The sequence below is a fragment of the Candidatus Accumulibacter sp. ACC005 genome (assembly GCF_907163215.1).
GTDB lineage: Bacteria > Pseudomonadota > Gammaproteobacteria > Burkholderiales > Rhodocyclaceae > Accumulibacter > Accumulibacter regalis.
On sequence record NZ_CAJQUB010000001.1, the window covers coordinates 355,609 to 373,555 of the forward strand.

At 62.5% G+C, this 17,947-nt stretch carries 18 protein-coding genes, 1 tRNA gene and 2 pseudogenes; 15 read left to right on the plus strand and 6 right to left on the minus strand.

The window, feature by feature from the left end:
- Positions 1-416: 416 nt before the first annotated feature.
- From QZ613_RS01660 to QZ613_RS01675, 4 genes are all read left to right on the plus strand, one after another.
- Positions 417-779: a hypothetical protein gene (locus tag QZ613_RS01660; protein ID WP_291981317.1), complete on the plus strand. Its 363-nt coding sequence runs from the start codon at positions 417-419 to the stop codon at positions 777-779.
- 133 nt (positions 780-912) lie between these two features.
- Positions 913-1,455 (plus strand): hypothetical protein, encoded by a 543-nt coding sequence (locus QZ613_RS01665; protein ID WP_291981319.1) that lies wholly within the window; start codon positions 913-915, stop codon positions 1,453-1,455.
- Between the two features lie 142 nt (positions 1,456-1,597).
- Positions 1,598-1,879 (plus strand): DUF6516 family protein, encoded by a 282-nt coding sequence (locus QZ613_RS01670; RefSeq protein ID WP_291981321.1) that lies wholly within the window; start codon positions 1,598-1,600, stop codon positions 1,877-1,879.
- Complete coding sequence (locus QZ613_RS01675; protein ID WP_291981323.1) at positions 1,863-2,225, plus strand: transcriptional regulator; 363 nt, start codon at positions 1,863-1,865, stop codon at positions 2,223-2,225. The genes QZ613_RS01670 and QZ613_RS01675 overlap by 17 nt, the downstream gene beginning before the upstream one ends.
- Positions 2,226-2,335: 110 nt before the next feature.
- Here QZ613_RS01675 and QZ613_RS01680 read toward each other — a convergent pair whose 3' ends face one another.
- The 3 genes and pseudogenes from QZ613_RS01680 to QZ613_RS01690 form a co-directional block, all read right to left on the minus strand.
- A complete protein-coding gene (locus QZ613_RS01680) occupies positions 2,336-2,722 on the minus strand; it encodes a VOC family protein (RefSeq protein WP_291903935.1) in 387 nt (128 codons plus the stop codon).
- 425 nt (positions 2,723-3,147) lie between these two features.
- Complete coding sequence (locus tag QZ613_RS01685) at positions 3,148-4,254, minus strand: transposase (protein WP_291981325.1); 1,107 nt, start codon at positions 4,252-4,254, stop codon at positions 3,148-3,150.
- Positions 4,251-4,427: pseudogene (locus QZ613_RS01690) on the minus strand (tyrosine-type recombinase/integrase); the annotation flags it as partial. The gene QZ613_RS01685 and the pseudogene QZ613_RS01690, both read right to left, overlap by 4 nt.
- A 170-nt stretch (positions 4,428-4,597) precedes the next feature.
- On the opposite strand from QZ613_RS01690, the gene QZ613_RS01695 reads away from it, so the two are divergent.
- The 7 genes and pseudogenes from QZ613_RS01695 (at position 4,598) to QZ613_RS01725 (ending at position 11,213) form a co-directional block, all read left to right on the plus strand.
- A complete protein-coding gene (locus tag QZ613_RS01695) occupies positions 4,598-5,833 on the plus strand; it encodes a site-specific integrase (RefSeq protein ID WP_291981328.1) in 1,236 nt (411 codons plus the stop codon).
- On the plus strand, positions 5,830-6,666 hold the full coding sequence (locus QZ613_RS01700; RefSeq protein ID WP_291981330.1) for a tyrosine-type recombinase/integrase: 837 nt from the start codon (positions 5,830-5,832) through the stop codon (positions 6,664-6,666). The genes QZ613_RS01695 and QZ613_RS01700 overlap by 4 nt, the downstream gene beginning before the upstream one ends.
- A gap of 66 nt (positions 6,667-6,732) precedes the next feature.
- Positions 6,733-7,974, plus strand: a complete 1,242-nt coding sequence (locus QZ613_RS01705) for a site-specific integrase (protein ID WP_043565942.1) — start codon at positions 6,733-6,735, stop codon at positions 7,972-7,974.
- Positions 7,971-8,906, plus strand: a complete 936-nt coding sequence (locus QZ613_RS01710; protein ID WP_043565945.1) for a tyrosine-type recombinase/integrase — start codon at positions 7,971-7,973, stop codon at positions 8,904-8,906. The genes QZ613_RS01705 and QZ613_RS01710 overlap by 4 nt, the downstream gene beginning before the upstream one ends.
- On the plus strand, positions 8,903-9,901 hold the full coding sequence (locus QZ613_RS01715) for a tyrosine-type recombinase/integrase (RefSeq protein WP_043565948.1): 999 nt from the start codon (positions 8,903-8,905) through the stop codon (positions 9,899-9,901). Before QZ613_RS01710 ends, QZ613_RS01715 begins: the two co-directional genes overlap by 4 nt.
- Before the next feature lie 116 nt (positions 9,902-10,017).
- Positions 10,018-10,218: pseudogene (locus tag QZ613_RS01720) on the plus strand (integrase); the annotation flags it as partial.
- On the plus strand, positions 10,215-11,213 hold the full coding sequence (locus tag QZ613_RS01725; RefSeq protein WP_291865017.1) for a site-specific integrase: 999 nt from the start codon (positions 10,215-10,217) through the stop codon (positions 11,211-11,213). The pseudogene QZ613_RS01720 and the gene QZ613_RS01725, both read left to right, overlap by 4 nt.
- Before the next feature lie 16 nt (positions 11,214-11,229).
- Here QZ613_RS01725 and QZ613_RS01730 read toward each other — a convergent pair whose 3' ends face one another.
- Complete coding sequence (locus tag QZ613_RS01730; RefSeq protein ID WP_291865020.1) at positions 11,230-12,051, minus strand: site-specific integrase; 822 nt, start codon at positions 12,049-12,051, stop codon at positions 11,230-11,232.
- Between the two features lie 67 nt (positions 12,052-12,118).
- Between QZ613_RS01730 and QZ613_RS01735 the strand changes: the two genes are divergently transcribed.
- The 4 genes from QZ613_RS01735 to QZ613_RS01750 all read left to right on the plus strand — a co-directional run bounded on the left by QZ613_RS01735 (position 12,119) and on the right by QZ613_RS01750 (position 14,987).
- Positions 12,119-12,643, plus strand: coding sequence for a restriction endonuclease subunit S (locus QZ613_RS01735; RefSeq protein WP_291865024.1), 525 nt, complete (start codon positions 12,119-12,121; stop codon positions 12,641-12,643).
- 197 nt (positions 12,644-12,840) lie between these two features.
- Complete coding sequence (locus tag QZ613_RS01740; protein ID WP_291865027.1) at positions 12,841-14,001, plus strand: Fic family protein; 1,161 nt, start codon at positions 12,841-12,843, stop codon at positions 13,999-14,001.
- Between the two features lie 45 nt (positions 14,002-14,046).
- The gene (locus QZ613_RS21025; RefSeq protein WP_363319781.1) at positions 14,047-14,574 is read left to right on the plus strand and encodes a hypothetical protein; all 528 of its coding nucleotides are present in this window, start codon (positions 14,047-14,049) and stop codon (positions 14,572-14,574) included.
- Positions 14,493-14,987, plus strand: coding sequence for a M48 family metallopeptidase (locus tag QZ613_RS01750; protein ID WP_291865030.1), 495 nt, complete (start codon positions 14,493-14,495; stop codon positions 14,985-14,987). Before QZ613_RS21025 ends, QZ613_RS01750 begins: the two co-directional genes overlap by 82 nt.
- A gap of 81 nt (positions 14,988-15,068) precedes the next feature.
- Here QZ613_RS01750 and QZ613_RS01755 read toward each other — a convergent pair.
- Both QZ613_RS01755 and pepN read right to left on the minus strand, forming a co-directional pair.
- A tRNA-Arg gene (locus tag QZ613_RS01755) sits at positions 15,069-15,145 on the minus strand.
- Between the two features lie 121 nt (positions 15,146-15,266).
- Positions 15,267-17,945, minus strand: a complete 2,679-nt coding sequence (gene pepN / locus QZ613_RS01760) for an aminopeptidase N (protein WP_291864611.1) — start codon at positions 17,943-17,945, stop codon at positions 15,267-15,269.
- Positions 17,946-17,947: the final 2 nt, after the last annotated feature.

Genomic DNA, 17,947 nt, shown 5'->3' on the forward strand with positions numbered 1-17,947 from the left:
ACACGCCCGGGTGCTTGCCCGGGCCATGGCAGAGGCCGGCATAAGGCCCTCGAACAAGCATCGCAAGGTCGGCGACTACCAGCTCGGCGCGCTGTTGTCGGAAGGCGGCTCCTACCAGGATTGGGAGGGCACGCACACCGCGATGGCGGCTGTACGCCGGCGCGTTCGCATCTACACGGTCGCTGCCGCCACCACGCCCGATGCGCGCAAGTCGCTGGTTCGCCAGGCGCAGCGAGAGTTCCAGATCCTCGAAGGGATCGACCACCCCGGTATCGTCAAGGTCAAGGACTACCAGGACACCGAACTCGGCCCGGCGCTCATCTTCGATCACGACCCCAAGGCAATCCGGCTCGACTTCCTGCTGCGCGAGCGTCCTGTTTCAGGACCTTGCCGGCGCAACGCCACGGCCGCGCATCATGAACTGGCAGACGGGTGCACGAGAGGGCACGCAGAGCAGCGGCACCATCGATCCAGCGCGCCGTACGGTCGGTGGCACCATGCACGTCGAGGAGTATGTCGAGGACCCCGGCCTGGTCTATCTGGCTCCGGAAACCTCGCAATCAGAGACGCAGCAAGGCCCCAGCCTGGATGCCTTCAGCCTGGGTGCGATCACCTATCACGTCTTCTCCGGCCAGCCACCGGCAAGCTCGGTGCTCGATCTCGCCGAAAAGCTGCGCATCGGGCAAGGCCTGCGGCTGTCGGACGTGCTCGACGGCTGTGGCAAGCAGCTGCAGGACCTCATCCAGTACGGCACCTGCCGTCGGGTACGCCGGACGTGAGCGAGCTGGCTTTCGAGGGCGCCGTGTGAAAACGGCGTCCGGTAACGCGGTGGTATGCACCTGGTCGGAAGGCGTTCGCCACGGGGCCAAGAAGAACGGCTACCACGGCGGCGTCTCCGCGCAGGAGGTGGTCGTGCCACTGAGCATCTTCACGCCGCGCAACATCGTGCTGAGGGGCTGGCAGGTGGCGGCGGCATCACAGCCGGACTGGTGGGCGCCGCTGGAGGCGCCATTGCCGGCAGGAGGTGCTGAAACGCCGGCGCTCCCCAAGAAGCCGCCGAAAGCGAAACCGCCGGCTGCGCCCACACCGCAGATCGATCTGTTCGGTGGGGCGCTACCTGGTGCGGCAGTCGATCCCGAAGTGCACTGGATCGACGCTCTTCAGGCGTCGCCCGCCTACACGGCGCAGAAGGCGCTGGCAGCGCGGGTGGCACCGGCCGATCCCGACGTGCGCTCACTGCTCGAGGCATTGGCGGCTCGTGGTGGAAAGCTTTCCAAAACAGCGCTCGCGCAGCGCCTTGGCATGCCCGCGATGCGCATCAGCGGCTTTGTCAATGCCGCCAAGCGCGTGCTCAACGTCGATCAAGCCGCGGTACTGGTGCTCGACGAGACGGCGGGTACGGTGGAGCTGAACCGGGAATTATTGGGGCGGCAGTTTCGGGTGACGCTGCGGTGACGGGGATTGCGGTGGAAACGGCCGGTAGTTCCAGCCGCCAACCGGGCAGAGGTTCCGAAAACGTTGACGGCATACTGTAGCCGGAGATCGCCACCTGTTGCGTTCATTTACAACGCCTATTGCTGTTGTTAGCATTTACAACATGCCAGCCGTGCTGATCCTCGATGACCGCTACCCGCAAGGGGACGATGCTTTCGTCGCTGTGCGTGTATTCGGGGTGCCAAGCGAGGTGCCCGGCAGCACGCACGATCTGAAATACAGCCTGGCCTACGTGGTGGATGGGGTGTGCGTGCTTCGCTTTGACAACGAGGCCGGCAAGGGCGACCACGTCCACCGTGGCGAAGCGGAGTCTCCCTACCTGTTTACCTCGCTGGAACAGATTTTGGCGGACTTCTGGACCGCCGTCGATGATTGGAGAAAGTGACATGACAAACACCGTAACCATCGGCGTTGCGTCGCGCGCAGAGATCAATGCCCGTTTCATGCGCGCAATGACCACCGGCGAGCGCGCCGCGCCTTTTATCGGCTTTGTCGATGAGCGGGCGCTATGGCGCACGCTGACGCCGCTGCGTTGGGACATCCTCAAGGTGATGACGGGTGCCGGGCCGCTCGCATTGCGGGAAATTGCCCGGCGTGTGGCGCGCGACGTGCGCGGTGTGCATACAGACGTGCATTCATTGCTGGCCGCGGGGCTGATCGAGCGAGACGAGGCCGGATTTCGTTTTCCTTACGATGCGGTGCATGTGGATTTCATTCTGACGGCGGCATGACTTTCGCGAACGGTGATGCTTGCGGCAAGAAGTGCAGGAGCTTGCGCCTTGTCCCGTCTCGGCCAGGAACGGACGGTGAGGACGTGAATTTACAAGTCAGGCGTCGCAATTCACCCTTGAGGAATGTCTTCATGAATGCAGAGGTAGTTCCCCTCCGAATCCTTGAACCAAGCCGCCTTTTCAGCGCCCAGCACACAGACGTGGTCGACGGTCTTGAGTCCGGGGAAGTCGTAGTCCTCGAAGCGCACGCCTGCTGTCTTCAATTCGGCGATGCTGGCGGCAATGTCGGCGACTCTGAAGCTGATCGCTGTGTGGTCGGCCTTCGTGCCCTCTGGCTTCGGAAACAAGGCAAGAGTGCTGCCACCGACGGAGTAAACAAACTTGCCGTCTGGCTTGAATCCCTCCGGCTTCAGCCCCAGGCTTCCCTCATAAAAGGCTCGCGCTCGCGCCATATCGATAACAGGCAACATCGTCGTGACAGCCGCGTTGGTCAACATGATGACGTCCTTTCGCTCTTTCCGGCAACGGTCCCGCCAAATCGGCGTGCACTCTTGGGGCCGAGCATTGAGCATAGGCCAACAGCTATCGAAACGCCAGATCGAGACGCAGGCGCGCTCTGCGGCGCCTAACGAATAAGGATAGATCGTGCGAAGCCACGATCTGATCCGTTTGTTGGACGAGCCCGGGCCGGAGCGCTGAGCGCCCCCTCTGCAAATATCTTTTTTGGATTTACCCCACAGGCATGAACGCCGGAGGGCCGGGAGCGGGAAGTTGTCGCGCGCTGCGGCGCCGTCAGCGAAGATCGCGCAAATCCGGCCGTTTCGGCGTCTCGGCCACTGAGTTCCGGGCAGCCGTGTCACTCAGCTTGGGGAAACTGAAATCCCGCACGCGTCCGGATAGCGCTGTGATGGTGACTACATGATCAGATGGCAACTCCGACGAGCGATGGCGCAGCGACGACGGCGGGCGATGTCGATCGAATCCGCGTCCTGACGATCGCCATCAGGGCACCACAGCACGAGCAAAGCATCGCTGGCCGCTCCTTGCGCGGTGGCGTGAAGCGGCTGGGATCGAACTTCAGCAAGCGATGCAGCAAGCCGATCAGCCGCTTGCAATTGGCGTGCAGGAAGCCGAAGTTGCGCGCGCGACGAAACCCCTTGGGCAGCACGTGCTGGAGAAGCAGCCAGAGGAAATCGGCGCCGGCGAGCGAGCGTTTTTCCACCTTGCCGGTCGTCGCGTTGCGATAGCGGAAGCTCACCCGGCCGTTCTCGCAGGCGGGGAGGTCCGGTTCACGGATGATGCCGCGGTAGAGGTAACGACCGAGGTAGATCAAGGCCTTCTCGCCACTGCCCACCGATTGGCAGTGCGCCACCCATTCCCGTGGATAGCGCGCCGGCAGGCAAATCCCGGCCGCCTCGATCGCCGCCAGCATTTTTGCCCGGAAGACCTTGGCCATCGCCTTCTCGTTGAACAGGTAGGTGCCGTTCTTGCCGCGACGCTTGCGTCGCCAGCGCTGCTTCGCCGCATCAACGGCTGCCACAGGAACAACCAAATGGACATGCGGGTGGAAGTCGAGCCGACGCGAGTGCGTGTGCAGGACCGCGATCGCCCCCGGCTTCCCCTGCAGCTGCCGGTCGTTCTGACTGAAGCGGTGCACCGTTTCCCAGGCACAGCGAATCAAGCAATCGAAGACGACCTCGGCGTGGGCCGCAGCGAGCCCACGCAATTCGGCCGGCAGGGTGAAGGTCAGCAGAAAGTAGTCGGCCGGGACGAGGCGCAGCATCTGACGTTCCAGCCATTGCTGGCTCTCGTGGTGCTGGCAGTGGGGGCAAAGGCGATGGCCGCAGGAATGCGGAACGAGTTTTTGCTGATCGCAGCCTTCGCACTGGAGCTGCATCATCGGGCTGGCCGGTCCGCGGCAATCGCGCATCGCGGAGAGCGCCCGAAGCTGATCGAAGCTTAGTCGGTGGCGAAATTGCGTCATGAAGTCCGCTTCGAATTGGGCGATGACAGAGCCGAGGCGGATCATCGCGGCGTCCCCTTGGCCAGCGAATAGCGGTCCATCAGCGCGTTGATGCGCTCGATCGCGTGATGCTTGGTCTGATCCGTCAGATGGGTGTAGCGAACCGTCGTGAGAATCGAGTGATGGCCGAGAACTCTCTGAACCTCGGTGAGCTCGACGCCCGCCTCGACGAGGTGCGTGGCATAGGCGTGTTGCCTATGCCGAGCTCGGCATAGGAGGCACTATGCCGCGTTCCGAACTATTCCGAGTTTGAGTCTCGACCCTGCCAAGGCTGGTCGATGAGCACCGGTATGCTCGGCATAGTCTGATCTCCTTCCGGGGCAATACGCCCCTATGGAAGGAGATCGTAATGGAACAGTTCTACAAAGATCCGCATACGCCGGTCCGCATGCGAGAAGGCTTGTTCGGTGCGTATGTCGACGTGTTTGCCAAGCAATTGAGCGCCGAAGGATACGCCCGGGCTTCGAGCCGTTATGCGCTGCAAGTCGTGGCCGATCTCGGTCACTGGTTGAGTGAGCGCGGAATCGTTGTCCCGCAACTGACCACGAAACACCTTGAACGCTATCTGGATTGCCGATCAAGCCACCGGCACCGCAGGTCGGGTGATTCGGCGATCCTGCGACGACTGTTCGCCCTTCTGGTCGAGCAAGGCATCGTAGCCCAAGAGCCGGAAAGGGAGCGCACGCCGGCCGAACGGTTGGCGCAGGAATTCCGATGCTATCTGGAACAAGAACGCGGATTGGCGCCGGCGACGGTGGTCACCTACCTGGAATTCACTACGCGCCTGCTCGTTCACTGCTTTGCCAATGGCGAACCGCGGCTCGAGGATTTGCGGGCGGCCGATGTGGTGGGCTTTGTCCAGCGGGAAGCGGCTCGCCTCCATTGCCCCAAGCGCGCCAAGCTGGTGACGACGGCCGTACGCGCATTTCTGCAATACGCGCGGTACCGAGGCCTCATCACGATTGATCTGCGATCGATCGTTCCGACGGTGGCCATTTGGTCGATGGCGTCGTTGCCGAAGGGACTGTCATCGGACGAAGTGGAATGCCTCCTGTCCCACTGTGATCGAGAAACGGCGCTTGGCCGCCGCAATTGGGCCATTCTGCTCTTGCTCGCTCGGTTGGGGCTGCGTGCCGGCGAAGTGGTCGCCCTGCTGTTCGAGGATCTCGATTGGGAAGCGGGAGAGATTTCTATTCGGTCCAGCGAGACGCGTACGGACCGACTACCGATTCCTCAGGATGTCGGCGCGGCATTGGCTGAGTATCTGCATCACTCGCGTCCCGCTTGCTCCTCCAGACGGGTGTTCATCCGCATGCGCGCGCCGTACCGCGGATTTCTGAGTTCGGCAGCGATTGGCACCATCGTTCGTCGCGCACTGGATAACGCCGGCCTGAATCCCGCCCACAAGGGCGCGCATCTGCTGCGCCATTCGGTAGCGACCCGGATGCTCCGGCAAGGGGCGTCGCTGACCGAGATCGGTGAGATCCTGCGCCACCGCAACCCGCAAACCACGATGATCTACGCCAAGGTCGATCTGGATTTGTTGCGTCCTTTGGCCCTGCCGTGGCCGGGAGGTGCGCAATGAGCCCACTGGCACAAGCAATTGAGGATTACCTGGCCTTGCGACGTAGCTTGGGATTCAAACTGCGCGATGCCGGAATCTGTCTGGCGAAGTTTGCCGCGTTTCTTGAGGAGCGAGGCGCCGCGCACGTCACGATACCGCTCGCTCTCGAATGGGCACAGCAGAATCCATCCGCTGAGCCGTCAACCTGTGCACAGCGTCTTGGCCATGTACGCAGTTTTGCCCGTCACTATCAGGCGAGCGACCCACAAACCGAGATTCCGCCGCCGGAGCTACTGCCGTATCGCCCCCGCCGAGCACGACCGTACCTGTACTCAGACGAGGAAGTCGCGCGCCTGCTTCGTGGTGCTCTGGACCTTCCGCCTGGCGATGGCTTGCGCCCCTGGACGTTTCACTGTCTGTTCGGCTTGCTCAGTGTCGCTGGCTTGAGGATTGGTGAGGCCATTCGCTTGCAGATCGACGATGTCGATTTGCAGGAGGGCTTGTTGACGGTTCGCGGCACGAAGTTCGGGAAATCCCGTCTGGTGCCGATTCATCCGTCGACCCAAACGGTGTTGGCGCAGTACCAAGCACGCCGAGAACGCTTCGTCGCAGATCACCCCGCTTCCTCGTACTTCTTCATCACCAGCCGAGGAAATCATCTGGACATCGGCGATATTCACCGCACCTTCTACAAGCTGTCACGCCAGATAGGCCTGCGCGGTGAGACGGCCAGTCACGGGCCGCGCCTGCATGACTTTCGGCATAACTCCGAGACCGGGATTATTCCGAGGGCGGTGTCGGTAGTTTTCAATACATCGAGTTGTTGCTCGACTTGCGCCGGAAGCGGCGCTTGATTTCTCGGCATTATTCGATTGTCGTCTCCAACTGGGAATCTTCCCGGATCTTCAAGGAGACAGACGATGACGCTCACTCGCCACGGTGCGACAACAGCACCCGATGGACAGCCTTGCACTGGCCCGCTGGCACCCCACGTCGAGGGCTTTGCAGCGCAACTTTCGCGCAAGGGGTACGCGCAGACCACGGTTCGCGCAAAGTGTAATGTGCTGGCCGATCTCAGCCGCTGGCTCGAGCGGCGTCGGCTGACTCTGGCAGCGCTTGATGAGGATCGGCTGACGCAGTTCTTGGCAACCCTTCGCCACGGGGAGAAGAAGTGGCGAGGCGATTCGGCCACCGGTCAGCAGCTTCTCGAGTATCTGCGCGGCAGTGACGAAATCGCGGCGGCTGCACAGAGGATTGATAGAACTCCGGCCGCCTGCCTCACGGGCGATTTCGAGGAGTTCCTCCACTCCGAGCGAGGTCTGTCACGGTCAACACTGATCTCCTACTTGCCCATCGTGCGGCGCTTCCTCGATGAGCGGTTTGGGCGCGAGGCGTTGCACCTCGAACTATTGCGACCACAGGATTTGCACGGCTTCATTCTTCGCGAGCTCCTGCGTATCAGTCGTAGCCATGGCAAGAGAGTCATCACCGCGCTGCGCTCGTTCTTGCGCTTTTTGCTGCAGCGTGGCGCTATCCAGACCGACCTGGCCCGCACGCTTCCAGGAGTGGCCAGCTGGAGACTGTCGCATCTGCCCAAGTCGCTACCTCCCAAGCAGGTGGAACAATTGCTCGCGTGCTGCGATCGCAGCACCCCGACGGGCAAGCGCGACTACGCGATCCTGTTGCTCCTGGCCCGGCTTGGATTGCGTGGCGGCGAGGTGCTGGCCATGACCTTGGAGGATCTCGACTGGGAGCGCGGTGAGATTGTCGTGCGCGGCAAGGGCCAACGGCTGGAACGTTTGCCGCTGCCCGAGGACGTTGGCGCGGCATTGGCGTGCTATTTGTGTGAGGTCCGCCCCGCTTGTGCGACGCGTCGCGTATTCATCCGGATGAAGGCTCCCCTGCAGGGTCTTGCGGGCCCCGTGGCCGTTTGTTGCATTGTTCGGCGCGCCCTCCAGCGCGCTGGGTTGAACCCCGAGTTCAAGGGGGCTCACCTACTGCGGCACTCCCTTGCAACCAACCTGCTTCACCGAGGCGCGTCCCTGGGCGAGATTGGACAGCTGCTGCGTCACCAGCAGCCAACGACGACACAGATCTATGCCAAGGTGGACATCGCGGCCCTGCGTGGCATTGCCCTGGCGTGGCCGGGAGGTGCGTCATGAGCAAGTTGCAAGCTGCACTCGATGAGTACCTCGCGGTTCATCGCGCCCTTGGGTACAAGCTACGCTTGGCCGGGCGCTTGCTGCAACGCTTTGTCGAATTCGCCGAGCGCGAGGGTGCCACCCACATCACCTCCGAGCTCGCATTGAATTGGGCAACACAGCCCGCCGCTGCGCAGCCCGCCCAATGGGCTAACCGCCTTGGGATGGTGCGTCGCTTCGCGCTATATTGCAGCGCGAGCGATCCGCGCACCATCGTGCCACCGTCGGACTTGCTTCCCCACCGGTACCACCGTCCCGAACCTTACCTGTATCGCGACGAGGAGATCACGCGCCTGCTCGAGGCAGCACGACGCCTACCGTCTGCTACGGGTCTGCGGCCTCATACATTCGCCACGCTGTTCGGCCTGTACGTGGCCGCCGGTCTGCGGGCCAATGAGCCCTTGCGGCTCGACCGCGATGACGTCGATCTCGTCAACGGAGTGCTGACGATTCGCGACACGAAATTCGGGAAGTCGCGCTACGTGCCGGTGCACCCCACCACGCAACGTGCATTGCAACGCTACGCCGCGCGACGGGATCGTTGGTGCCACGATCCCGAAACGCCGAGCTTCTTTGTCTCGGACCGCGGAACCCGGCTGACGGATTGGTGCGTGCGTTGGACCTTCGTCAAGTTGTCGCATGAGATCGGCCTGCGCGGCGCTGGCGATTCCAGAGGACCTCGTTTACATGATCTACGTCATCGACTGGCCATCAACACGCTCCTCCGGTGGTATCAGCGCGGCGTCGACGTCGAGCGGCACCTGCCGCAGCTGTCGACCTATCTCGGGCACGCCCATATCACGGACACCTACTGGTATTTGACCGCCACGCCGAAGTTGCTGCACTACGCCCTGCAACGCGTGGAGCGCTCCAAGCAAGGACAGCGGCCATGACCGCCATCAGTACGCTGCCGTCCCTGCTGCAGGGGTTCTTCATGGATCGGCTCATGCAGCAACGTCAGGCGAGCCCTCACACTATTGCGAGCTATCGCGACACCTTTCGTTTGCTCATGCAGTTTGCGCAACAACGCCTGCGCAAGGCGCCCTCGAATTTGACGGTGCCAGAACTCGACACGCCGCTGCTCGGCGCTTTTCTCGATCACATTGAGCGTGAGCGCAAGAACAGCGCCCGCAGCCGCAACGTTCGCCTCGCTGCCATTCATTCGTTCTTCCGCTACGTGGCACTGCATGCACCGGAGCACAGCGCAGTGGCGCAGCGCGTGTTGGCCATGCCGAGCAAGCGCTATTCGCGCTGCCCGATCGCCTTTCTGACGTCGGTCGAAGTCGACGCGTTGCTTGCCGCGCCTGACCTCACGAGCTGGTCAGGGCGCCGTGATCGGGCGCTCATGATGCTGGCCATCCAGACGGGGCTGCGCGCCGCGGAACTCACCGGCCTTCGCTGCGAGGACATCGTGCTCGGAGCCGGTGCACACGTGCGATGCGAGGGTAAGGGCCGCAAGCATCGGTGCACGCCGCTGCGTAAAGACACCGTTCGCGTGATACGCAGCTGGTTGCGCGAGCGCCAAGGCCAGCCTTGCGAGCCGGTCTTTCCGACTACGCGCGGAACTGCATTGAGTCACGATGCGCTGCAATACATGCTGGACAAGCATCTCATCGCCGCAGGTCGACAGTGCCCATCGTTGGCAGGCAAGCGGGTAACCCCCCATGTGCTGAGGCACACGCTGGCGATGGACCTACTTCACAACGGTGCCGACCAGACCATGATCGCTCTTTGGCTCGGGCATGAATCGCCCGAAACCACGTCGATCTACCTTCATGCAGACATGCAGCTCAAGGAACGCGCGCTCGCCCATACGACTGCCAAAAAGCTCCCGACACCCCGCTTCCGGCCAAGCGACCATGTAATGGACTTCCTGAAGAGCCTCTGATAATTCCGAGGATTTCGCTGCCTGATCGCCCATTCAACTCCGACGGCGCGGCGCCGTATGGCACCGCCCTCGGAATAATCCCGGTCTCGGAGTTATGACGTTAATTCCGAGACCGGAATTATCGGCATCGCTTTGCGGTTGAGACACTGTTGCAATGGTACCGCTCGGGCGAGGACGTCGAGCGACGCTTGCCGGTCCTGTCGACCTACCTCGGACATGTCCATGTCGCCGACACTTACTGGTATCTCAGCGCTTCTCCGGAATTGATGGGGCAGGCGATGGCGCGTCTCGAACAACGCTGGGAGGAACAGCCATGAACGTGACGGTCAGTTTCCCCGCGCTATTGCAGGGCTTCTTCACGCGGCGGCTGATGCAGCAACGTCGGGCCAGCCCGCATACGATTGGCTCCTACCGGGACACCTTCCGCCTGCTGCTGCGGTTTGTGCAAGCAAAGCTCGGTCAGCCACCCAATCAATTGGCATTCGAGCAGATCGACGCCCCGTTGATTGCTGAATTCCTGGAGGACCTGGAGAAGAACCGCGGCAGCACTGCTCGCAGCCGCAATTTGCGACTCACCGCGATCCGCTCCTTCTTTCGCTACGCGTCCTTCGAGGTGCCGGAGCACGCGGCCCAGATCCAGCGAGTGCTCGCCATTCCCAGTCAGCGATTTACGCGCCGTCAGGTCGGCTTCCTGACTCGACCGGAAATCGAAGCCTTGCTGGCCGCCCCCGATCAGCGTACGTGCTCGGGACGTCGCGATCACGCCATTCTCCTGGTCGCCGTTCAATGCGGGCTGCGCCTTTCCGAGCTGACCGGCATGTGCCGAAATGCGGTGTTTCTGGGCACGGGTGCTCATGTCAGAGTGCTTGGCAAGGGGCGAAAGGAACGCGCCACGCCGCTGACCAGGGAAACGGCAGCCGTTCTGAAAGCGTGGCTGTGCGAGGTTCCAGACAGCGCTGATGCCATCGTGTTTCCCAGCGCCCGTGGAACTCGCCTGAGTTCGGACGGGGTCGAATATCTCCTTGCCAAGTATGTCGTGATTGCCGCCAAGACGTGCCCGTCTTTGATGCACAAGCGGGTGACACCGCATGTGCTGCGTCATACCGCGGCCATGGAATTGTTGCAGGCCGGGGTGGATCGTTCCCTGATCGCGTTGTTGCTTGGTCATGAATCGGTCGAGACCACGCAGATCTACCTCGACGCGAATCTGGCCATGAAAGAGCAGGCTTTGGCCAAGGCGGCACCTCCCGGTAGCAAAGCCGGCCGCTACCATCCCGATGATCAACTGTTGGCTTTCCTCAAGGGGCTATAGTCCGCGACGATCAAGACTATGCCGACCGAAAATGCCATGTGGTGCTCGAAAGGCAGCTGGTTACGTGCTTGAGGCGCAACCAGCTGCATTGATCGGCATAGTTCGGAACGCGACATAGTGACGCAAGCTGTGTGGCGAAATGTTTTTTTAGACCGCAGGATTCGACCACCGCCTTCAGTGCTTTCTGGACGCCGCTGCGGTCGAGCGGCGTCTTGGCAGTGCGCACGCGCGCCAAGCCGCCGTGGCGATTGGGAAACAGCAGGACGGGATGACGGTGACGCTGCCAGAAACGACGCAGGAGTTGGTAGGTGGCCTTCGGCAGCGGCACCAGGCGATCTTTGTTGCCCTTAGCGTCGCGGATATGCACGCGCTCGCGCGCCGCATCGATGTCGGCGACCGTCAGCCGTAACCCTTCGCCCAGGCGCAGGCCGAGACTGTAGAGGGTGAAGAAGAAAACGCGGTAACTGAGCACCTGCGTGGCCAGAAAAATGCGCTCGGTCTCCTCGACCGTGACGATGTCTGGCAGGCGCTGTGAGCGCGGCGGCTTGATCAGGCCGGGCGCCACCCAGGGTTTCTTCAGCACGTGCTCGTAGTAGAACTTGAGACCGTACAGATCGAGCTTGACCGAACTCCAGGAGTGCGTCTCACGCAGGTCGGTGAAGTAATCGATCAGGTCGGCCTCGCTCAGATCGTCGATCTCGTGAGTGAAATAGCCTCCCACCCGGCGGATGGCGCGTGAATATGCCTCGATCGTCTTCGGCTGCAAGCCCTTGAGCTTCAGGTGCTTCTGGTGCAGCTCGTAGTTCGTGTCAAAATTCGTCGTTGCGACAGCGGACATGTCTTTCATCTTGCGGTAACCTCGCATTCGTCATGAACATCTCTCGGATGAGGGGCGAGGTCACATCTTGACTTCAGCACGACGACAGCACCGCGCTTTCCTCCGCGTAGCGGCTTCGTCCAACGACTACATCAAGCAGTTCAACTCCTGGATTTCTGTCGAGGTCGCGGCAACTGCTACGCTATTGAAACAAGGAGACTTGTTGTTTGCTGGCTCCGGCGAAACCAAGGAGGAGATCGGTAAGTGCGTTGCATTCGTTGATAACTGTGAGGCGTATGCAGGCGGCGACACCGTGATTCTTCGACCTGCTGGCGCGAACTCGATGTTCATGGGGTACTTCTGCAACACAGCTCCCGTTGTTGCGCAGAAGGCGAGCAAAGGGCAGGGTGATGCGGTCGTGCATATCAGTGCGGCCGCACTGTCCAGCATCATGGTTACGCTGCCGTCGCTGCCCGAACAAACCGCCATCGCCGCCGTCCTCTCCGACATGGACGCCGAACTATCTCTGCTTACGGCACGCCGCGACAAGACCCGCGCCCTCAAGCAGGCGATGATGCAGGAGCTGCTGACCGGCAGGACGCGGCTGCTCTGAGCGCGTCGAGTTCACTTGATGACCCGACCGTCGCCGCCCGGCTGCCTTGTGTTTTGACTTCGACGGCCCCCTGCCGTCAACATCCTTTGCTTGCCGACTAAAGATAAATTTCCGGGTGTGGTGCTCTAAAGCGATGGTTTGATTGTAATAATTGCAGTCAATTACAGATAGTTCTTCAGCCGTTCTACAATGACGCGATGCCTGCCTTCGTTCATCACGATTTGACTTTGCTCAACCCGGCGTTCGACTCGCCGCTGGTGGATGTGTTGACCGAGCTGGAGCATCTGCGTCGCTTGCAGCTTCAGGGCACGACGCCGGCGCCGATCTTCTTTCAGCTCAAGCACATTTTTCACATGCTCGAAAGCCTGGGGTCGGCCCGTATCGAGGGAAACCACACCACCCTGGCCGATTACGTGGAAAGCAAGCTGGAAGGCGCCCGCCTGGCGCCGTCCGATCAGCTGCGGGAAATGGAGAACATCGAGGCGGCGATGGGCTACATCGAGGAGAGCGTTCAACCGAACGCTCACCTGAGCGAACACTTCATCCGCGAATTGCACGCCATCACAGTCGGTCAGCTCGATCGCGAGGGCGACGCCACGCCGGGGGCGTATCGTCGGCATCCGGTGCGCATCGCGCAGTCGGCGCACCTGCCGCCCGAGTTCATCCAGCTGCCGGAGTACATGCAGGCGCTGGCGGCCTTCGTCAACGAGAACCATCCGCCGAAGTACGACCTGATCAAGGTGGCGCTGGCGCACCATCGCTTTGGCTGGATACACCCGTTCGGCAACGGCAATGGCCGGGTCGTGCGTCTGCTGACCTATGCCTTGCTGATCAAGTACGGTTTCAACGTCAAGGCCGGTGGGCGCGTGCTGAACCCCACCGCGGTCTTTTGCAACGATCGGGACCGTTATTACGCCATGCTGGCCAGCGCCGACAGCGGCACGCCACGCGGGCTGGAGACATGGTGCGTCTATGTCTTGCAGGGAATCCTCGACGAGTTGCGCAAGGTGGATCGGCTGACCGATGTTGGCTATCTGGGCGACAAGGTGCTGCTGCCGGCCATTGCCTACGCACGCGAACGCGAGCTGATTACGGCAACGGAAGAACGCGTCCTGCTCATCGGCGCCAGGAGCGGCATCGCCAAGGCGGCCGATCTGTCGGTGGCGATGCCGGGCCTATCGATGGCGCAGCGAACCTACCAGATCAGGAAACTGGTCGAGCGCAAGATGTTGATGCCGATCAAGGAAGGGGCGCGGCAGTACACCCTGGGGTTCAGCAACAGCTATTTGCTGCGCGGTATCGTTCGTGCCTTGTCGGCCGAGGGATTCATTCCAGCAGCGCTTGACCGGGCCGACTAATCCATGCCTGAAACTTCCCGTTCCGAACGTACGACGCAGAAGCGCGTGATCGACCTGTTCACCGACAGGACGCGCGCCGATTCGCTGGCTTACCGCTACCTCGGCGAATGGGCCAGACGCGAGAATAACCGCGCCATCGAGCTTGCGCTGTTGCATGACAATCTCGCGGCGCGTAGCTATTCCCCCGCCCACATTGCCGCCGCCCTGCAAAAGCTGGAAACGGCTGCCGACGCCACCCCTGGCGCTCATGCCCCACATACCGTCATTGCGAGGAGGCGCAGCCGACGCGGCAATCCAGAGGTCTTGCGCTTCGCGTGGTCGATGCGGTGGAAAATTGTAAGAGGATGGAACTGGATTGCCGCGTCGGCTGCGCCTCCTCGCAATGACGAGCGGGCTGGCGTGTTGCCGCCTTCCCGACGAGACTTTCAGCAAGCCCGACAGCAGCGCGCAACGCCTGCGGTGGCTGGGATGTATATGTTCCATATTGCGCTATGGGGGGCCGGTGCAGATCGGCGTCGGGAAAGCGCACGAGACGCTGCACCTGCGAAGTCCCGACTGGTGGCGAGCCGGTGACGCTGCCGCATCAGGTGGAGCAGTTCCTGCACTATTTCTGCGGCGATGCGGCCAGCGCGAACGCCTTGACCAAAACCGAGGCGATCGTGATCTTCAACCATCTGCCGGACATCCTTGGCGTGAAGGCTTCCGGCTACTTTCTGCAGCGCATGAAGACGAAGTGGGGTAGCTGTAACCACAGGGCGGGAAGCATTCGGCTGAATTCCGAGCTGGTGAAGAAGCCCAGGGACCTGCTTGAATACGTTGTCGTGCATGAAATGCTGCATCTGGTCGAGCCGACGCATAGCGAGCGCTTCGTGGCGCTGCTCGACCAGCATTTCCCGACGTGGCGGGAAGCCCGTGCCGAGCTGAATGTACTACCCTTGGCAGCGGAGACCTGGAACCAGAGCGTTGGCGACGTGGCACGGGATTGACTGTCATTTTGTCCGTCTTGTACTCCAGCACCATGGAAAGCAAAAGGGCCAATCCGAGATTGGCCCTTTTGCTTGATTCTGTGGCGCGCCCGGAGCGATTCGAACGCCCGACCCCTTGGTTCGTAGCCAAGTACTCTATCCAACTGAGCTACGGGCGCCTTGCCCTACTGAAGCGGCGAATTATACAGAGGCGTCCGGCCTCGCTCAAGCACTATCTTGCCGATTCCCGGGTCGGCTGTCGGGCGCGTTCGCTTTGCCGGCGCGGCGTGCGATGCCGGCCTACTGCTCCAGGGCCCGCCCGACGATCTCGCGTACGTCGGGCGACAGGCCTGCGAGCGAATGCAGTTTTTCGAGGGCGAAGCTGGCCTGTTGCTGGCGCGGCTCGTCGAACTTCCGCCAGCGATCGAAGCGGCGTGCCAGACGCGCTGCGACCTGCGGGTTGAGACGGTCGAGCTCGCCGATCTGCGTGGCGAGGAAGTGGTAGCCGCTGCCGTCGGCGGCGTGAAAACGGACATGGTTGTTGCCGAAGGTGTTGAGCAGCGCGTAGACCTTGTTCGGATTGCGCAGGTCGAAAGCCGGGTGCTCGAGCAGCCCCCTGACCACCGCAAGGGTGTCGGGAAGGTGGCTCGCCGCCTGCACCGACAACCATTTGTCGACCACCAGCGCTTCGTCGTGCCAGCGCTCGTAGAAACTGGCCAGCGCCAGCACGCGTTCCTGGCAGTCATCCTGCGCCAGAGTGGCCAGCGCGGCGAACTGGTCGGTCATGTTGTCGGCCGACTCGAACTGGCGCATGGCCAGGGCGCGTGACTCGTCGCTGTGCAGCTCGCCGAGGTAGCTCAGACAGACGTTGCGCAGCGCGCGCCGGCCGGCGGCAGCCGGCGTCGCCTGGTACGGGGCGTCGTCGGCGTGTGTCGTGTAGCAGTGCAGCAGCGCGCTGCCCAGTTGTTCGGCAACGAAGCGGCGCAGACCGTTGCGGGCGTCGTGAAGTGCGCTCGGGTCGACGACGGTCATCTCTTCGGCCAGCGTCGCTTCGCCGGGCAGGGTCAGCGCTTCGGCAGCGAAAGCGGGGTCGTCGCTGGCGTGTTCGAGCAGGCGTGCGGCGGCTTCGACGAAGCTCTGCGGCCAGTAGGCTGGGCGGCCGACCGAGAGGTCCTCGGCGGCCGCCAGGATCAGGCGGCTGGCCAGGCGTTGCCCGGCTTCCCAGCGGTTGAACGGGTCGCTGTCGTGGGCCAGGAGGTGAGCGAGCTCTTCGTCGCTCCAGGAGAAGTCGAGAATGACCGGCGCCGAGAAGTCGCGCAGCAGTGAAACGACGGGGGCGGCGGGCAGTTCTTCGAAGACGAACTGCTGCTCGAACTCGGTCAATGACAGGACGCGCGTCGTTCGGCCGCTGCCCGCGGCGCTGCCTTCGCCGGCGATCATCAGCGGCATGTCTTCGCCGTGGGCGCCGTTGAGGCCGACGGCCACCGGGATGTGAAACGGCGTCTGCAGCGGGCTCTGAAGCGGTTCGGCGTTCGCCGCAGTGGCGCTCGCCAGCAGCGATTGCGACAGCGTCAGGGTGTAGGTGCGTGCCTGCTCGTCGTAGTGGCCGCTGGCCCAGACGTGCGGCGTGCCGGCCTGGTCGTACCAGCGCTTGAACTGCGTCAGGTCGACGCCGGAAGCGTCGGCCATCGCCGCGACGAAGTCGTCGCAGGTGACGGCCTGGCCGTCATGGCGCTCGAAGTAGAGGTCCATGCCGCGCCGGAAAGCCTCCTTGCCGATCAGCGTTTCGATCATCCGCACCACTTCGGCGCCCTTGTCATAAACGGTGCTGGTGTAGAAGTTGTTGATCTCGATATACGAGTCGGGGCGCACCGGATGCGCCATCGGGCCGGCGTCCTCGGGGAACTGCATGGCGCGCAGGGCGCGCACTTCGCGAATGCGGGTGACCGCGCGACTGTGCATGTCGGCGCCGAATTCCTGGTCGCGATAGACGGTCAGCCCTTCCTTCAGCGACAGCTGGAACCAGTCGCGACAGGTGACGCGGTTGCCGGTCCAGTTGTGGAAGTACTCGTGCGCGACGACGCGGTCGATGTTCTGGTAGTCGGCGTCGGTGGCCGTGTCGGCGCGCGCCAGGACGTACTTGGTGTTGAAAACGTTCAGGCCCTTGTTTTCCATCGCCCCCATGTTGAAGTCGCCGACGGCGACGATCATGTAGTGGTCGAGATCGCATTCCAGGCCGAAGACTTCCTCGTCCCAGCGCATCGCACGCTGGAGTGCGTCGACGGCGTGCGCGCACTGGTCGAGCTTGCCGGGCTCGACGAATACGGCAAGCTGGACGCTGCGCCCGCTGCTGGTGGTGAATTCGTCGCGCAGCACGTCGAGGCGCGCGGCGACCAGCGCAAAGAGATAGCAGGGCTTGGCGAAGGGGTCTTCCCATTTTGCCCAGTGCCGGCCGTTTCCTTGGTCGCCACTGCCGGCCGGATTGCCGTTGGCGAGCAGCACGGGCAGGCTGGCCTTGTCGGCGTGCAGGGTGACCTGGTAGCGCGACATGATGTCGGGACGATCGGGGAACCAGGTGATGCGGCGGAATCCCTGCGCCTCGCACTGCGTGAAATAGCCGTCTTTCGAGCGATAAAGCCCGGAGAGGCTGCTGTTGTTGTCGGGGTCGATGCGCACCTGTGTGGTCAGCGTCAGCGCGTCCGGCGGATTGTCGATGGTCAGCGTCGAGCTCGTGCAGCGGTAGTCGTCGGCGCCAAGAGGCGTGCCGTCGATGGCCAGCGAGATCGTTTCCAGCCCCTGGCCATCGAGTTGCAGCGGCGCTGGCTGGGCCGCCGCCGCTGGGTTGCGCCGCAGTTGCAGCTGACTGCTGACCAGGACCTCGCCAGCGTTGAAATGCACGTCCAGTTCGACGCTGTCGACGAGGAAGGGCGGGGGTGTGTAGTCCTGGCGGTGGATTCGCTGCGCAGTTTCGCTGTTCATCG

Coding starts and splice junctions, on each gene's coding strand:
- QZ613_RS01660 (WP_291981317.1), top strand. CDS start 417: ATGAACTGGCAGACGGGTGCACGAGAGGGCACGCAGAGCAGCGGCACC.
- QZ613_RS01670 (WP_291981321.1), top strand. CDS start 1,598: ATGCCAGCCGTGCTGATCCTCGATGACCGCTACCCGCAAGGGGACGAT.
- QZ613_RS01675 (WP_291981323.1), top strand. CDS start 1,863: ATGATTGGAGAAAGTGACATGACAAACACCGTAACCATCGGCGTTGCG.
- QZ613_RS01680 (WP_291903935.1), bottom strand. CDS start 2,722: ATGTTGACCAACGCGGCTGTCACGACGATGTTGCCTGTTATCGATATG.
- QZ613_RS01685 (WP_291981325.1), bottom strand. CDS start 4,254: ATGATCCGCCTCGGCTCTGTCATCGCCCAATTCGAAGCGGACTTCATG.
- QZ613_RS01695 (WP_291981328.1), top strand. CDS start 4,598: ATGGAACAGTTCTACAAAGATCCGCATACGCCGGTCCGCATGCGAGAA.
- QZ613_RS01700 (WP_291981330.1), top strand. CDS start 5,830: ATGAGCCCACTGGCACAAGCAATTGAGGATTACCTGGCCTTGCGACGT.
- QZ613_RS01705 (WP_043565942.1), top strand. CDS start 6,733: ATGACGCTCACTCGCCACGGTGCGACAACAGCACCCGATGGACAGCCT.
- QZ613_RS01710 (WP_043565945.1), top strand. CDS start 7,971: ATGAGCAAGTTGCAAGCTGCACTCGATGAGTACCTCGCGGTTCATCGC.
- QZ613_RS01715 (WP_043565948.1), top strand. CDS start 8,903: ATGACCGCCATCAGTACGCTGCCGTCCCTGCTGCAGGGGTTCTTCATG.
- QZ613_RS01725 (WP_291865017.1), top strand. CDS start 10,215: ATGAACGTGACGGTCAGTTTCCCCGCGCTATTGCAGGGCTTCTTCACG.
- QZ613_RS01730 (WP_291865020.1), bottom strand. CDS start 12,051: ATGTCCGCTGTCGCAACGACGAATTTTGACACGAACTACGAGCTGCAC.
- QZ613_RS01740 (WP_291865027.1), top strand. CDS start 12,841: ATGCCTGCCTTCGTTCATCACGATTTGACTTTGCTCAACCCGGCGTTC.
- QZ613_RS01750 (WP_291865030.1), top strand. CDS start 14,493: ATGGGGGGCCGGTGCAGATCGGCGTCGGGAAAGCGCACGAGACGCTGC.
- pepN (WP_291864611.1), bottom strand. CDS start 17,945: ATGAACAGCGAAACTGCGCAGCGAATCCACCGCCAGGACTACACACCC.